Genomic DNA, 15601 nt, shown 5'->3' with positions numbered 1-15601 from the left:
GGGCAGTCAACGTGTGCATAGTGTCTTTTTTCGGTTTCGTATTCAACGTGGGCGGTATTAATGGTAATACCACGTTCTCTTTCTTCCGGAGCCTTATCGATCATGTTGTAGTCCATGAATTGGGCGCCGCCACGTTCAGCCAAAACCTTGGTGATAGCCGCAGTCAACGTAGTCTTGCCATGGTCAACGTGACCAATGGTACCAATGTTGACATGGGGTTTGGTTCTGTTGAATTTTTCTTTAGCCATTAGAATACCTCCCAACGCTTTCTCAACTTTTTTGTGATTTTAAAATAGCCCCTGTTACGGGGCTTAGTGAACAAAATGGTAGCGGCGCACGGATTTGAACCGCGGACAGGCCGGGTATGAACCGACTGCTCTAGCCAACTGAGCTACGCCGCCATAATTGGAGCTGATGACCAGAGTCGAACTGGTGACCTTATCCTTACCAAGGATACGCTCTGCCATCTGAGCTACATCAGCATGTGGTTGCGGGGGCTGGACTTGAACCAACGACCTTCGGGTTATGAGCCCGACGAGCTACCAACTGCTCCACCCCGCGATTTGGTGGAGAGAGAAGGATTCGAACCTTCGAAGCCAGAGGCGGCAGATTTACAGTCTGCTCCCTTTAACCACTCGGGAATCTCTCCACATTTGTCTGTTACGAAGTTAGTGGAGCTGGCAAAAGGAATTGAACCCTCAACCTACTGATTACAAGTCAGTTGCTCTACCATTTGAGCTATGCCAGCCTTTGCGTTCGTAACAAAATGAATTATACAGAACACAGCGGATTTTGTCAACACTTTTTTCAAAAAAAGTGAAATGTTTTTTCACAAGCTTAGAAATAGAAGTATGCGACAGTGACCGCAGCCAATATAATACGATAAATTCCGAAGGCTGTCAATGTGGAACGCTGAAGAAATTTCATAAACCACACAATGGACAGATAGCCTACAATAAAAGCCACCACAAAACCAATGGCCAGGACCTGCAAATCCCCCAGGCTCAGCCCGGACAGATTCTTCAGCAGCTCGAATAGGCAGGCCGCTACCATAATGGGCAGCGCCATGATGAAGGTGAAATCCGCGCCGGCCTTCCTGTTTACCCCTACCAGCAGGGCACCGCCCATAGTAGAGCCGCTCCGGGAAAAGCCCGGCCACAGCGACAGAAATTGGAAAAAGCCGATGTACAGGGCCTGCTTCAGGCTGATATGGTCCACGTCCTGGACCAATTCCTGTTCATGGCCCTTGATCTTGTGCTCAGCGTAAATCATGAGCAGGGCGCCCAGCACCAGGCCAATGGCTACCGTAGCCGGAGAAAACAGGTATTTCTTAATGAAAGAATGGACCAGGAGAGCGAAAGCCATAGTAGGCACGCAGCCAGCTGCCACATGGTACCCGGTCAGCCCGGTTCCCAGCTGCCAGCCTTCTTTGGTGAAGAAACGGCGGAACCGTTCTTTATAGAGCACCAGCACGGCCAGAATCGCTCCCAGTTGAATCACCACGTCAAATATCTTGGCCAGGTTCCCCTGAAAGCCGATCAGGTGTCCCACAATGATCATATGGCCGGTGGAAGAAACAGGAATAAACTCTGTCAGCCCTTCCACAATACCCAATATGACCGCAATTAAATTTTCACTCACTTACTTTCACTCCCTTTATATGGTTCCTGCTTTCCGCAGCTTGTTCATTATATGTCATTGAAACAGAAAAAAAAAGAGAAGACACAATTTTTTCCAGGACTTTCTTGGGAAAACAGGTCTTCTCTTGTTTTTTTGTACCTCAGGGCTGTTCGTCCCCAAAGGAAATGCCAATATGGCGGCCGGCCCGGATAATATCCGAATCTACGGGAACCCGATGGGGTTCCGAAGCAGCCTGAGCTATAGGTACCCGGACAATCTGGTTGGCCTGGAGGGCTACCATCACATTGTATTCCCCTGCCAGACAGGCTTCCACTGCGGCCACTCCATAGCGGGTGGAAAGCACCCGGTCGTAGGCTGTAGGTGAACCGCCCCGCTGGAGATACCCCAACACCGTGCAGCGGGATTCAATTCCGGTTTTGGCTTCAATTTCCTCTGCCAGTTTCTCCCCCACGCCGCCCAGGCGGATGGGTTCAAAGCTGTCCTTGACAATCCGGGCAACCGTCAGCTCGCCGCCAATGGGCTTGGCCCCTTCAGCCACCGTAATGATGCTGAATTTCTTACCGCTTTGCTGGCGCCGCCGGATTTTCCGGATAACAGCTTCAATATCATAAGGAATTTCTGGAATCAAAATCACATCGGCTCCGCCGGCAATCCCCGAGTGCAGGGCAATCCACCCTGCGTAGCGCCCCATAACTTCCAGCACCATTACCCGGTGATGGGATTCTGCCGTGGTGTGCAGCCGGTCCAAAGCTTCCGTGGCCATGGACATAGCCGTATCAAAGCCAAAGGTCCGTTCCGTACAGGGCAGGTCGTTATCAATGGTCTTGGGTACACCCACCACGTTCACCCCGCACAGCCGATGGAGGTCGTAGGCAATTTTCAGACTGCCGTCCCCGCCGATAACCACCAGGCATTCAATGCCGTGGTCCTTCAGGTTCTTTACCACCACTTCCCGCATATCCTTGTAGATGATGCTGCCGTCGGCAGCTTCGCCGGAAGCATAGTGGAACGGATTATCCCGGTTGGTGGTGCCCAGCACCGTGCCGCCCCGGGGCAAAATGCCGGATACATCGGACAGCTGCATCAGCTTCATGTCATTGCTGATCAGACCATGGAAGCCGTTGGCAATACCATAGATCTGATATCCGTTGAAAATAGCGGTCTTCACTACAGCTCGGATTACGGCATTCAGGCCCGGGCAGTCCCCGCCGCCTGTCAGGACAGCCAGAGTGCCCCTTACCGTTTTCCCTTCTGTCATGCTATCACCCTACATTCCAAATGGTATAGTTGGCGGCGGACAAACGGATGGATTCCGTTCCATCGAATTTGTCATAGCACAAGAGGCCATTGTTCACATAACCCGGCCAGGCAATGACCAGAGTATAGGTTTTGCCCAGTTCATCAATTACGCTCTTGGGATCGATGTTGAAAACAGGCACAAAGAAGGTCTGTACCCGGTCCAGCATAATCACGTCCCCATGATGCCCAGTCAGCTGGTCCTTGAGCATTTCCGGGGCCTTGCTTCTTCTTTCCGCCGGCAGCAATTTCAGAAATTCTTCCGTAATCAGCAGGCGAGCGTCAATATAGTCCCAGCCCTTGGCTTCTGCAGCTTCCCGCATCAGTTTGCTTTTGCCGCTGCCGGGTTTGCCGGTAACAATCAAAACCTTTTCTTCCTTTTCCCGTACGGCGGCAATCTGTTGTTCAAATTCTTCTAATTGATTCATGCGTATGCCCTCCCTTTCCTATGTCCGAGCAGATTTTCTGGATATTGTTTCCTTTCGGCAGGAAAAAATATTTTCCTGCAAAGTGAAACTGATTTTCTCTTTTTTCTGTCTATTCTGCTTCAAAGTGTATCAATCCTGTCAATATCTTCCAGGTTTTCCTGCTCCTCCTGGTTGGCCAAATGTTCCTTGGCTGCCATCAGCAGCAGGCCCTTGTTCAGGGTCCGGATGTCCAGCTCGTGGTTCCGGGAACTCAGGTATTTTTCCAGTTTCCGCTTCACCCGCTGGAGCGCATTGTCAATGGATTTGGTGCTCCGCTTCAGCTCAGCAGAAATATCCTGGTAGGATTTGCTTTCCAGGTACTTGCACAGTACCTGCCACTCCAGGGAACTCAGCATGGCCGACACGTTCTTTTCGATATCCGCAAACTCTTCCTGATCCACCAGCAGGTTTTCCGGCTCAATTCCATGGCTGCCCCCCAGCATATCCATGATGGTCCGTTCCTTGCCGTCGTCAAAAATAGGTTTGTCCAGGGATACATACGTATTTAAAGGTTTATGCTTTTGCCGGGTAGCACTCTTGATGGCCGAAATAATCTGCCGATTCACGCATAGCTCCGCAAATACCTTAAAAGACGCCTTCTTGTCCGGCCGGTAATCCCGAATGGCTTTGAAAAGGCCAATCATCCCCTCCTGGATCATGTCCTCTTTCTCAGCCCCAATGAGAAAGTACCGGCTGGCCTTCATTTTCACAAACTCCTTGTACTTGGCCAGCAGGTAATCCTGCGCCTGACGATCATCCTGTTTCTGGATCCGCTCAATCAATTGTTCATCACTGAGCGCCTCATACTTTTTCTTGCTTTCGTCCAGCTGCGTCATACAGTTCCCCTCCTTTGCCCCCTGCAAAGCAATTCCCCGTCCGTCAGCGTGCCGCCAATAGCCGCTGCCGCACAATATCATACAGCAGGATTCCCCCGGCCACAGAAGCGTTCAGGGAAAACACTTCTCCCAGCATGGGAATCCGTACAATAAAATCACAATTTTCCTTGACCAGGCGTCCCAGGCCCTTGCCTTCCGCCCCCACCACCAGGACCATGGGTCCCGTCAGGTTGGCGTCAAAATAGAGGTTTTCCCCGTCCATATCCGCTCCGGCAATCCAGAACCCTTGCTTCTTCAGCTTTTTCATGGTCTGGGCAATATTGCCGATTTGGATTACCGGTACGTGTTCCACTGCCCCGGCGGAGATTTTGGCCACCACGGCATTTAAGGGACAGCTGCGCCGTTGGGGCAGCAGCACCCCGTGGACTCCTGCCGCATTGGCGGTCCGGATAAGGGCCCCTACATTTTGGGGATCCTGAAGTTCATCCAAAAGCAGCAAAAGGGGTGTTTCTCCCCGCTGCTCCACCTTGGTCAGCACCTGATCCAGGTCCTGGAAGGCTACGGGAGCACCCTGGGCGGCAATGCCCTGGTGCCGAAGGCCTTCCGCCATATGGTCCAGGACTTCCTTGCTTACCATTTCCACAGGAATCTTCCGTTCCTGGGCCAAGGCCAAAAGCTCTCCCAAACTGCCCCCGTGAAGGCCCGTCTGGACCCACAATTTATTCAAGGGACGGCTGCTGTGCAGCGCTTCCCGCACAGCGTTTCTTCCAACAATAATATCCTGCATGCACCCTCCGGTTTTATATAGCAGGAAATGGTAAGAAGCCAAAACCTCTTACCATTTTTCCCACAGCTATTTTATCACAATTGTCCGCTTCTTATTTTTCCTGGAATTTCTGGCTAACGGTTTCGGCAAAGTCAAAGCCGTATTTTTCTGCCTTTTCCAGTTCTTCCGGCAGCGGCCGCCATTTTACGTTATAGCCCGGCAGCAGTTCCATACCGGAAGCCTTGATGAGGGCTTCCATATCCTTTTCTGCACCGCCGGCCCAGCCGTAGGTACCAAAAGCGGCAGCCAGCTTGCCGGAGGGCTTCAGGCCCTTCAGGTAGGTCAGCAAATCGCCGATGGTGGGCATCATGCCGGAGTTTTGGGTAGGAGAACCAATCAGGATTCCCTTGGCGGTCAGCAGGTCGCTGATTACATCAGCCTTCAGGGAGCTTTCGTAGCGGTACAGTTTGGCCCGCATACCCTGCTTTTCAATACCCCGGAGCATGGCCCGTGCCATGGCCTCGGTGCCGCCCCACATGGTATCGTATACCACCAGGACCCGGTTGATGGCTTCTCCCCGGCCCCATTGTTCGTACTTGGTCAGAATGTCATCGATATTGGTGCGCCAAATGCAGCCGTGGCAGGAGCAGATCATCTTCAGCGGCAGGCTGCGGACGAATTTCACTGCGTTGGGTACCAGTTTGGCATAGGGCATCAGAATATTGGCGAAGTACTTCTGGGCTTCAAACAGCATATCAGCCACTTCCGTTTCATCGTCAAACAGCTTGGTGCAGCAGTAGTGCTGGCCAAAAGCATCACTGGAGAACAGGATTTGTTCTTCCGGGCAGTAGGTCACCATGGAATCCGGCCAGTGGAGCATGGGAATGGCATGGAATACCAGAGAGCGTTTGCCCAGGCTCAGGCTTTCGCCGGTTTTTACTACCTGCAGCCGTCCGTCAAAAACATTCCCGTAATGTTCCTTCAGTTCGTTGGAAGCCTGTACCGTGCACAGGAAAACAGCCTTGGGGCAGGCAGCGGCCAAAGCCGGCAGACTGCCGGAATGGTCCGGTTCCACGTGGTTGACCACAATGTAGTCAATTTTGGAAGGCTCCACTACGGAACTGATATAAGTCAGCTGGTCTCCAGCATAACGAGCTTTTACCCCGTCAATCAGGCAGATTTTTTCGTCCAGCAGCAGGAAGGAATTGTAGGTGACGCCCCGAGGGGTGGCAAACCCATGGAAATCTTTCAGGGTCCAATCCCGAACGCCTACTTCAAATATATCATTGGCAATTTCGCGTGCTTTCATAAGATAAAGCTCCTCTCAAAAATAAGTTCATCCCCATTATACTATTTTCCCCAATTAAAGACAATTTTTCGGCCCGTAAAACTTTTGTATATCCCCGTTATTTTTCCTTTATTTCCCGTATGGGCACTGTATACAAGGATTTTTACTTTTTAGCGGAAATTTTCAGGGATTTTTTCCCCTTCAGGGCCATTTTTCCTTTTCCTTTTTATTTCCACTCCAAGAAACTCCTATTTCCAATTGACAGGCTTTCCTGGCAGAGTACAATGGTGAGTATCACTGCGAGCGGAAGGAGTCGTTTTCTTTGCCTAAGGAAAAATTATGGACCGCGCCCTTTCTTTGTATGGGCGGCATCAATTTCTTTCAGTTTCTCACCCAATATATCCTGGTATCCACCCTGCCCCTGTTTATTATTGCCGAATTTGGCGGCAGCGATGTCCAGGCAGGCCTGGCCATGACCTCATTTCAGATTGGTACCAGCCTGTTCCGCCCCTTTGCCGGCTATCTCATCGACAAGAAGAACAAGCGGCAGCTGCTGCTTTTGGCCCTGGTACTGTTTAACCTGGTGATGCTGGCCTTCAACTTTTTGGCAGGGCTGGAAGAAATTTTCGTGCTCCGGGCCTTCCATGGGGTACTGTTTTCCCTGACCACTACTACCGCAGCTGCCATTGCGGTACTGGTGATTCCCCCTTCCCGCCGGGGCGAAGGGGTGGGTTATTTTGCCGTCACCACCAACCTGGCCATGGTGGTGGGTCCCTTGGCCGGCCTTTTGCTCTACCAGCTGCTGGGGATTTCCGTCCTGTTCCTGTTTCTCAGCCTGGCAGCTGCAGCCATGCTGCTGGGGGCCTTTCTGGTTCCCCTGGCCCCCAGCGTTACGGCGCCCCAGGACCTGCCGGAAGGTCCCCTGCTGGAGCGTCTTTTGGAAATCAAATCCCTGCCTGCAGCCCTTTTGGGCGGTCTGGTGTACTTTGCCTACGGCGGCGTGCTTACCTTCATTCCCCTATACCTGCACAGCCTTTCCATGGACAGCCAAACCGGGGTGTTTTTCGCCGTATTTGCCCTGTCCATTGTGGTAAGCCGCCCGGTAATCGGCCGGCTATTTGACAGCCTGGGGCCCGTCTACCTGATCCTGCCGGGCTTTGCGGCCTTTATCCTGGGGCTGGTGCTGTTCAGCCAAATTACCACTCCCAGCTCTCTGTACGCAGCCGCTGTGGTCCAGGGCCTGGGCTTTGGCGCCCTGAGTCCTTCCTTCCAGACCCTGGCCATCCAAAGCGCTCCCCTGTCCCGAGCCGGCGCTGCCACGGCCACCTTCTTCTGGTTCCTGGATATTCTCGTGGGCATAGCTGCTGCCACCCTGGGCCTCATTGCCGGCGCCTTTGGCTACACCTTGATGTACGGCCTGGTTTGCCCGGCTGTAGAAATCGCTGCAGCCCTCTTATATCTGTACTGGCATTTTCGCAAACAACTGGTCTAGCTGCCAGCTGCTGAAACAAAAACTCTGTGCAAAAGTTTCTTCCCTTTTGCACAGAGTTTTTTTATGGGCGAACGCCCCTGCCCTTAGGCAGCTTTTTTCTGTTTTTGTTCCTTGACGTGCTGGTTGTACTTTTTGGTTTCCGCCACAACCACCCCGGACAGCCCCAGCAGGGCAATCAGGTTAGGAATGGCCATCAGGCCGTTTACAATGTCGGCCAAAATCCAGATGGCTTCCAGTTTTACAAAGGCCCCGGCCGCTACCAGGATGATAAAACCGATGCGGTAGGGCATAATACCCTTGGTCCCCACCAGGTATTCCATGCAGCGTTCCCCATAATAGTTCCAGCCTAAAATGGTAGTAAAGGCAAAGAGCACCAGCCCCACCATCAGCAGGTAGCCCCCAAAGGTGGGATACGCCTGGGCAAAGGCTGCGTTGGTCAAGGCCGCCCCGTTCAGGTCGGTTGTCCATTGGCCGCTGATGACAATCACCAAACCGGTCAGAGTGCAGATGATGATAGTATCAATAAAGGTACCTGTCATGGAAACCAGACCCTGTTCTGCCGGCCAATTGGTTTTGGCTGCGGCAGCCACAATAGGTGCGGAGCCCAAACCGGATTCGTTGGAGAAAACGCCCCGGGCTACGCCGCTGCGCATGGCCAAAAGCACGCTGGCGCCCAAAAAGCCGCCGACAGCCGCGGTAGGCGTAAAGGCATCGGTCAAGATTTCCACAATGGCGGCAGGAATCCGGTCCGCAAAGATTACCAAAATACCCAGGGTAGAAGCCAAGTAAATAACAGCCATGGCCGGCACAATTTTGGAAGCAGCTTCCGCAATGCTCTGAAGGCCGCCCAAGGTAACCCCGGCTACGATAATGGTCAGAATCACGGCCGTCCACACTACAGGAATGCCGGCATTCAGCTGGGTAATTTCCACAATGGAATTTACCTGGGCAAAGGTACCAATGCCAAAATAGGCCACCAGTACCCCAAAGAAGGCAAAGGCCACAGCCAGGGGCTTGTAGGCCTTGCCCAGGCCATTTTCGATGTAGTACATGGGCCCGCCGGAAATCATACCCTTATCATCCACGGTACGGTATTTTACCGCCAGGCAGCCTTCTGCGTACTTTGTGGCCATGCCAAAGAAGGCGGCCATCCACATCCAGAAAATAGCGCCGGGGCCGCCGGCTTTCACGGCAGTGGCTACCCCTACAATGTTCCCGGTGCCCACGGTGGCAGCCAGGGCCGTGCACAGGGCCTTAAAGCTGTCGATGTCCCCTTCGCCCTGGTTTTCTGCAGAGAAAATCAGTTTCAGGGAACGGGGCAGACGGAAAATCTGGAGAAAGTGCAGGCGCAGGCTGAGGAAAATACCGGTACCTACCAGCAGCACCAGAAGCGGTGGTCCCCAGACAAAGGAATCAATGGCATTCAAGGTTTCAATATTCATCGGTGTTTCCCCCCATCAAAATTCTGCCGTGCGGCAGTCTTGGGCAGCAGGCGCTGCCTGAAGCGTTGCTTCTTTTTTATTTTTATCCAAATGCAGGACCAGCTGGTGGAACTGAAGCAGGGAACTTCTGTGTCCTACACTGATAACGGTGGTATGCGGCAGCTTCTCTGCCAGCAATTGGTACATCCGGGCTTCGGTTTCCTCATCCAGGGCCGAAGTGGATTCATCCATAAACAGCCAGGCCGGCTGGTAGATCAAAATCCGGGCAAAAGCCAGCCGCTGCTGCTCGCCCAAGGAAAAGACGTGGGCCCAGTCCCCTTCTTCCAAAAGGTGCTTGGCCAAATAGCCAATTTGGCACTCCGCCAGTACCTGACGCAGGTGGGCGTCGGGCAGGTCCCTGGTGCCGGGATACAGAATGGCATCCCGCAGGGTGCCTAACGGCAAATAGGGGCGCTGGGGAATGAACATGACAGTACTGCCCGGGGGCAAGTCCGTTTCCCCTTTCACAAAGGGCCAGAGACCGGCCAGACAGCGCAGCAGGGTGCTTTTCCCGCTGCCGCTGAGGCCCTGAATCAAAAGGTTTTTCCCCGGCTCCAGGGTCAGATTCAGCCCCTGGAGAATGGGCTGCCCATTGGGCAGGTCCACTTCCAGGTCCTTGATATGGAGCGCTGCATCCGGGGAGCTTCCCTGGACCAGCTGGGAAGCACTGCCCGCCGCCTGCACCAGCTCCATATGGGCCTCAAAACTGGTAAGCCGCTCTACCACGGCCTGCCAGGCGGCCAGGGAAGTATACATATCCACAAAGTAGGACAGGGCATCCTGGACCCGGCCAAAGGCCGTAGCCACCTGCATCAGCCCGCCCAGGGTCAGTTCCCGGCGCAGGAAGCGGGGAATGGCCACCACAAAGGGAAAGATGATGGCAATCTGGGAATACCCGGAATTCAGCCACACCAGCTGCTTCTGCTTCAAAACAATTTTCCAGAAGTTTTCCAGCAGCAGGGTAAAACGGTTTTTGAAGACCCGGCCTTCCTGTTCTTCCCCATGATAGAAAGCTACGCTTTCAGCGTTCTCCCGCATCCGCATCATGCTGAAACGGAAATCTGCCTCCCGGCGCTGCTGGAGGAAATTCAGGGCTACCAGTTTGTGCCCCACCCGGTGGGTCAGCCAGGTGCCTACTACAGCGTAGGCCACGGCCACCCAAACCATATACCCGGGAACCTGCCAGGTCCGGCCCAGCAGCTGGAAGGAAAAGGGTCCGGACAGCTGCCAGAGAATCACCACGAAGGACAGCAGCGTGCACACCGCCTTGATGATGCCTACGAAAAAGCCCAGGGTATCGGTGACGAACAGGTTCACGTCCTCACTGATTCTTTGGTCCGGGTTATCCATATCTTTCCCGAACATTTGCAGCCGGTAATAGGTCTTATTTTGGAGCCAGGCATCAATGTACCGGCCCGTCAGCCACCGGCGCCAGTGCAGAATCAGTACCTGCTGGAGATAATAGGCGTAAACGGCCAAAATAATGTAAATAAAGGCCAAAACGGTAAAACGTTTCAGCTGATGGAAGATTTCTTCCGTCTGATAGTCTTGCAGGGCCGTATAGAAGGCATTGTTCCATTCGTTCAGCAGCACCAGCATAAACACCACACCCAGGGTCAGCAGCAGAATGGCTGCCAGGAGCAGGTAGGCTTTTTTCTTTTCCTCACTGCGCCAATAGCTTCGGGTCAGGTGCCACACCTGTTTGAGCAGATTTGGTGTTACATTTGTTCTTTTCACGTACACTCACCCTTACACTAATCAGAATGGTACCTATTATAAACGTTTCATTCGAAAATTGCAAAGAATTTCTGAATGAATTTGTTAAATATTACATTACCATTCGGATATTTTTTTCATCTGTTAGCCCATTCCGTTCTCCTTGGACTTTCCGGGCTTTGTCCACCAAAAGGCGGAAAATAAAATGCCTCCCCTGCCAGCCGGCAGGAGAGGCATTTTTCATAACTTAAAGCTGATCACTGGGAATTTCATCATCCACAGAGCCAACCGGCGTCTTGGGATGGAAGACCTTTTCAATGGTCAGGAACAATACAGGAACCAGGAACAGGGACAGGAACGTAGAAGCCATCATACCACCGATAATGGCGGTACCAATGGAAGTACGGCTGCCTGCACCTGCGCCGCTGGCGTAGGCCAGAGGCACAGCACCAATAACCGTAGAGAAGGCGGTCATCAGAATAGGACGGAGACGAACCTGTACGGTATCGATCAGGGCGGGCATAATGGCCCAGCCGTTGTCCACTCTCATCTTGGCGTATTCCACAATCAGGATGGCGTTCTTGGCCGACAGACCAATGAGCACGATCAACCCAATCTGCATGTAGATATCGCTCTGCAGGCCCCGCAGGTACTGGAAGCCAACGGCCCCCATTACAGCGGAAGGTACGGCGAAGATGATGCCCAGCGGCAGGGTCCAGCTTTCATACAGGGCGGACAGGCACAGGTAAACGAATACCAGGGAAATCCCGAACATGATGAAGGAGGAGTTGCCGGCGGACTTTTCATCCCGGCTCTGGTCGATCCATTCGTAGGTGTAGCCGGAAGGCAGCTGGCTGTTCAGCACTTCTTCTACAGCGGCCATGGATTGGCCGGTGGAGTAACCGGAAGCAGGAGAACCTGCGATCTTGGCACCCCGGGCACCGTTATACCGGGTAATGGCAGGCGCGGCCACCATTTCCTTGGATTTTACCAACGCGCTCAGGGGAACCAGGTTCCCGGAATTGCTGGCTACGTACAGATTGGCAAAGCTCTTGGTGTCCCCTCTGTATTGGGGTTCTGCCTGGATAACAACCTTCCAGGTCTGGCCCAGCAGGTTAAAGTCGTTGACTTCGTCCCCGCCCAGGAAAGCCTGGAGGGTGGTAAACACGCTGGATACCGGTACGTTCAAGCTTTCTGCTTTGGCCCGGTCTACTTCAAACTGCAGGGCCGGGGTATTGTTGGTGAACGTGGTGTACATATGGGACACTTCCGGGCGCTGGTTCAGCTTGCCCAGGATGGTCTGCACATCGCTGGCCATTACATCCGTATCATGGCCGGTGGTGTCCATAATGTACAGGCTCAGGTTACCTGTACTGGACATGCCGGGCAGTACGGCTTCGTTAAAGGCCATAACGTTGGCAGCAGGGGTTTTGGCACCTACGCCGTTCAGTTTATTGATGATGGAGTAAACGCTCAGATCATCGGTGGTCCGGTTCTGGATATCTTCCAGTTTTACGGGCATGATGGCGGCGTTGGACTTCCGGGCCATGGACAGGGCATCAAAGCCCACAATCTGCATGACATGCTTTACACCGGGAATCTGCCGTACCTGGGCAGCCAAATCATTGGTGGCCTTGATGGTCCGGGCAGTGGAGGCGGCTTCCGGCAGGGTTGCCGTCATCAGGGTAAAGCTCTGGTCTTCATCCGGTACGAACCCGGAAGGAATCAGTTTGAAGAAAGCACCGATCAGTACGAAGACCACCAGCAGAGCACACAGGCCTACCCGGAAATGGCGCAGCAGGCGTTTTACGTTGTTCACGTATTTGCCCGTGGTCCGTTCCAGCCACCGGTTGAAGTAGCCAAACATCTTGCCCAGGAAGGTGTTCTTGTCCGTTTCCTTCTTGGGACGGATCACCAGGGCGCACACAGCCGGGCTCAGGGACATGGCTACCACAGCGGAAATGGTCAGCGCCACGGTAATGGTCAGGGCGAACTGTTTGTACAGTACGCCGGTGGTGCCGCCCAGGAAGGCTACCGGCAGGAATACGGCCAGCAGCACGAAGGCGGTGGCCACAATGGCCCCAGATACGTCCCGCATGGCGGTGTAGGTGGCTTCCTTAGGGCTCATCCCCAGGGCATCCACGTTATGTTCTACAGCTTCCACCACTACGATGGCATCATCTACTACGATACCGATGGCCAGCACCAAGGCAAATAGGGTCAGGGTATTGATACTGAAACCAAAGATGATGAAGGAACCGAAGGTACCCAATAGGGATACGGGGATGGCCAGGGTGGGCACCAGGGTAGCCCGCCAGCTTTGCAGGAATACCCAGGTAATCAGTACTACCAGTACCAGGGTTTCTACCAGGGTGATAACCACTTCTTTCAGGGATTCACGTACATAGTCCGTGTTATCCTGCACAATGTTTAATTCCATATCCGGCGGGAAGCTCTTTTGGGCTTCGGCCAGCACTTTTCTGACGCCAGCCACGGTTTCCAGGGCGTTGGCATCGGTGTTCAGGCTGATGGCATAGGACATGGCGTTCATGCCATCCATCTTACTGACGACACTGTCGTCACGGGGACCAAACTCTACCCGGGCTACATCTTTTACCCGGAGCAGGTTGCCGTTATTATTTTTGATAACGATGTTCTTGAATTCGTCCGCGGTGGTCAGACGGCCTTTAACCCGGGCAGAATACTGGAATTCCTGGTCCTTTTCCGTAGGCCGGGCACCAATGGAACCTGCCGGGGCCTGGATGTTCTGACTTTGGATGGCGGACTGGACATCCGCTGCGGTTACCCCCAGCTGCGCCATCTTCATAGGATCCAACCAAATTCTCATGGACAGTTCCGGGCCGTACTCGCTGACGTCGGAAACGCCCTTGACTCTCTTTAAGGCATCCACGAACTGGGTGGCACCATAGGTTTTCAAGAACATGGTGTCATAGGTCCCGTTAGGGGAAGTCAAAGAGAAATACATGATGGTCTGGGCGGACTGTTTTCTGGTGGTAACACCATAGGTGGTTACTTCGCTGGGCAGGGACGCATTGGCCTGGGCCACACGGTTCTGCACCTTAACGGAGTCCATATCCGGGTCCGTTCCCAATTCAAACTTTACGTTCAGGGTGTAGTTACCCTGGTTATCGCTGACCGACTGCATGTCGACCATGTTTTCAACGCCGTTGACCTTCTTTTCAATGGCCTGGGCTACCGACTGTTCCACAACCTCCGCGTTGGCGCCTACGTAGTTGGCCACTACGCTGATACGCGGGTTGGAGATCTGGGGATACTGGGCGATAGGCAGGTTATAGGCCGAAATAATGCCGATCAGGGCGATGATAATGGAAATAACGCAGGCGAATACGGGGTGATCAATAAAATATTTTGCCACTTTCCTTTACCTCCCCCTTATTTTGCGCTGCTGTTGGATGCTTTACTGCCTGCAGCAGTTGAATTGTCTGTATCGGTGGTATCCAGGTCAGCTTCCGTCATAGGCGTGGGATTTACCTTGGCGCCCTGCTGCAGCTTCTGAATGCCTTCTACTACGATGTTTTCGGTACCGTCCAAGCCGCTCTTAACCAGCCACAGCTTGCCGACCCGTGCGCCCAGCTGCACTTCCTTCATGCTTACCGTATTGTCGGAGTTGATGACGTACACAAAGTGCTTGTACATTACGTCCGTTACGGCCCGCTGAGGAATCAGGATGGCGTTGGGAACGGTGGAGCCCACCAGGGAAATGTTGGCGAACATCCCCGGCAGCAGCAGGTTGTTGGGGTTGTTGAATTCAGCCTTCAGGGTCAGGGTACCGGTGGTATCGCTGACGCCCCGGTCAACCTGGCTGACCACGCCTTTTTCCGGATAGACCGTACCGTCACTTAGGGTCAGGGTCACATCCGTCAGGTTGCCTGCGTTGTTCAGGTTGCCCTTCATCATATCCAGGTAGTCACTTTCCGAAACGGAGAAGCGCACCCACATGGGGTTGCTGCTGGAAATGGTGGTGAGCACCGTAGAGCTGGCCGTTACGAAAGCACCTTCCGCCAGCGGATTGGTATCAATCTTGCCGGAGAAGGGAGCCACAATCTGGGTATCGCTGACATCTACCTGGGAAGATGCCAGGATGGCCTGTTGGGCGTTTACATTGGCCTGGGCCTGGGCCAGCGCCGTGTTGTACTGGTCAGCCGTCTGCTTGGAAACGGCGCCCTGTTCGTACAAGGTCTGGTACCGGTAGGCATCCTTTTCCGCATTGCTTAGGGTTGCCTGGGCGTTGGCCAAGTTGGCCTGGGCATTCAGCACGGAGTTTTGGTAGGTTCTGGGATCGATAACGTACAGCAGCTGTCCTGCCTGCACTTCGTCCCCGCCGTTGACCAGTTTCTGCACAATAGTGCCGGTAACTTTGGATTTTACTTCCACCGCGTTCTTTGCTTCCACAAAGCCGGTGTACTCATACTTGATGGGAGTATCCCGCTTGATGACCTGCATGGACTTTACGTCCACGGCTCCACCCATAGGTGCTGTCTTTTGGCCGCAGCCGGCGACGCCCAATAACAGCAGGAGCGCCATCCCCACGGATACCGCTTTTTTCTTTCCTAACATGAACAATCCTCCTAAATCC

At 53.6% G+C, this 15601-nt stretch carries 12 protein-coding genes and 5 tRNA genes; 1 reads left to right on the top strand and 16 read right to left on the bottom strand.

From position 1 onward, the window contains the following. From DW089_RS01165 to DW089_RS01110, 12 genes are all read right to left on the bottom strand, one after another. Positions 1-248: GTP-binding protein (locus DW089_RS01165; RefSeq protein WP_233547519.1), on the bottom strand; the 248-nt coding region annotated here is incomplete at its 3' end. Positions 249-324: 76 nt separating this feature from the next. Further along, positions 325-401 (bottom strand) — tRNA-Met (locus tag DW089_RS01160). Between the two features lie 5 nt (positions 402-406). After that, positions 407-482, bottom strand: a tRNA-Thr gene (locus tag DW089_RS01155). Positions 483-485: 3 nt separating this feature from the next. Further along, positions 486-561, bottom strand: a tRNA-Met gene (locus DW089_RS01150). A gap of 3 nt (positions 562-564) precedes the next feature. Next, a tRNA-Tyr gene (locus DW089_RS01145) sits at positions 565-649 on the bottom strand. Between the two features lie 23 nt (positions 650-672). After that, positions 673-748 (bottom strand) — tRNA-Thr (locus DW089_RS01140). Between the two features lie 89 nt (positions 749-837). Beyond that, positions 838-1641: an undecaprenyl-diphosphate phosphatase gene (locus DW089_RS01135; RefSeq protein ID WP_105326814.1), complete on the bottom strand. Its 804-nt coding sequence runs from the start codon at positions 1639-1641 to the stop codon at positions 838-840. 139 nt (positions 1642-1780) lie between these two features. Beyond that, complete coding sequence (locus tag DW089_RS01130) at positions 1781-2899, bottom strand: 6-phosphofructokinase (RefSeq protein WP_105326813.1); 1119 nt, start codon at positions 2897-2899, stop codon at positions 1781-1783. 4 nt (positions 2900-2903) lie between these two features. After that, positions 2904-3365: a BREX-3 system P-loop-containing protein BrxF gene (brxF, locus tag DW089_RS01125; RefSeq protein ID WP_105326812.1), complete on the bottom strand. Its 462-nt coding sequence runs from the start codon at positions 3363-3365 to the stop codon at positions 2904-2906. Positions 3366-3484: 119 nt separating this feature from the next. Further along, a complete protein-coding gene (gene sigH / locus DW089_RS01120; protein ID WP_105326811.1) occupies positions 3485-4240 on the bottom strand; it encodes an RNA polymerase sporulation sigma factor SigH in 756 nt (251 codons plus the stop codon). A gap of 43 nt (positions 4241-4283) precedes the next feature. Then, a complete protein-coding gene (rlmB, locus tag DW089_RS01115; RefSeq protein ID WP_105326810.1) occupies positions 4284-5027 on the bottom strand; it encodes a 23S rRNA (guanosine(2251)-2'-O)-methyltransferase RlmB in 744 nt (247 codons plus the stop codon). A gap of 91 nt (positions 5028-5118) precedes the next feature. Then, positions 5119-6315, bottom strand: coding sequence for an FprA family A-type flavoprotein (locus tag DW089_RS01110; RefSeq protein ID WP_105326809.1), 1197 nt, complete (start codon positions 6313-6315; stop codon positions 5119-5121). A 340-nt stretch (positions 6316-6655) separates the two neighbouring features. On the opposite strand from DW089_RS01110, the gene DW089_RS01105 reads away from it, so the two are divergent. Next, entirely contained in the window at positions 6656-7786 is a 1131-nt protein-coding gene (locus DW089_RS01105) for an MFS transporter (RefSeq protein WP_105326808.1), read from the top strand. An 83-nt stretch (positions 7787-7869) separates the two neighbouring features. On the opposite strand, the gene DW089_RS01100 is transcribed toward DW089_RS01105, so the two are convergent. The 4 genes from DW089_RS01100 to DW089_RS01085 form a co-directional block, all read right to left on the bottom strand. Then, a complete protein-coding gene (locus DW089_RS01100) occupies positions 7870-9228 on the bottom strand; it encodes a sodium:alanine symporter family protein (protein WP_105326807.1) in 1359 nt (452 codons plus the stop codon). Positions 9229-9243: 15 nt separating this feature from the next. Then, the gene (locus DW089_RS01095) at positions 9244-11004 is read right to left on the bottom strand and encodes an ABC transporter ATP-binding protein/permease (RefSeq protein WP_105326806.1); all 1761 of its coding nucleotides are present in this window, start codon (positions 11002-11004) and stop codon (positions 9244-9246) included. Between the two features lie 226 nt (positions 11005-11230). Further along, positions 11231-14380: an efflux RND transporter permease subunit gene (locus DW089_RS01090; protein ID WP_105326805.1), complete on the bottom strand. Its 3150-nt coding sequence runs from the start codon at positions 14378-14380 to the stop codon at positions 11231-11233. A 17-nt stretch (positions 14381-14397) separates the two neighbouring features. Continuing rightward, the gene (locus tag DW089_RS01085) at positions 14398-15582 is read right to left on the bottom strand and encodes an efflux RND transporter periplasmic adaptor subunit (RefSeq protein ID WP_105326804.1); all 1185 of its coding nucleotides are present in this window, start codon (positions 15580-15582) and stop codon (positions 14398-14400) included. Between the last annotated feature and the right edge of the window lie 19 nt (positions 15583-15601).

Source organism: Acidaminococcus sp. AM05-11, from assembly GCF_003472805.1.
Classification (GTDB): Bacteria; Bacillota; Negativicutes; order Acidaminococcales; family Acidaminococcaceae; genus Acidaminococcus; species Acidaminococcus hominis.
This window is presented reverse-complemented; position numbering and strand designations above follow the sequence as displayed.

Coding starts and splice junctions, on each gene's coding strand:
- DW089_RS01100 (WP_105326807.1), bottom strand. CDS start 9,228: ATGAATATTGAAACCTTGAATGCCATTGATTCCTTTGTCTGGGGACCA.
- DW089_RS01110 (WP_105326809.1), bottom strand. CDS start 6,315: ATGAAAGCACGCGAAATTGCCAATGATATATTTGAAGTAGGCGTTCGG.
- DW089_RS01085 (WP_105326804.1), bottom strand. CDS start 15,582: ATGTTAGGAAAGAAAAAAGCGGTATCCGTGGGGATGGCGCTCCTGCTG.
- rlmB (WP_105326810.1), bottom strand. CDS start 5,027: ATGCAGGATATTATTGTTGGAAGAAACGCTGTGCGGGAAGCGCTGCAC.
- brxF (WP_105326812.1), bottom strand. CDS start 3,365: ATGAATCAATTAGAAGAATTTGAACAACAGATTGCCGCCGTACGGGAA.
- DW089_RS01105 (WP_105326808.1), top strand. CDS start 6,656: ATGGGCGGCATCAATTTCTTTCAGTTTCTCACCCAATATATCCTGGTA.
- DW089_RS01130 (WP_105326813.1), bottom strand. CDS start 2,899: ATGACAGAAGGGAAAACGGTAAGGGGCACTCTGGCTGTCCTGACAGGC.
- sigH (WP_105326811.1), bottom strand. CDS start 4,240: ATGACGCAGCTGGACGAAAGCAAGAAAAAGTATGAGGCGCTCAGTGAT.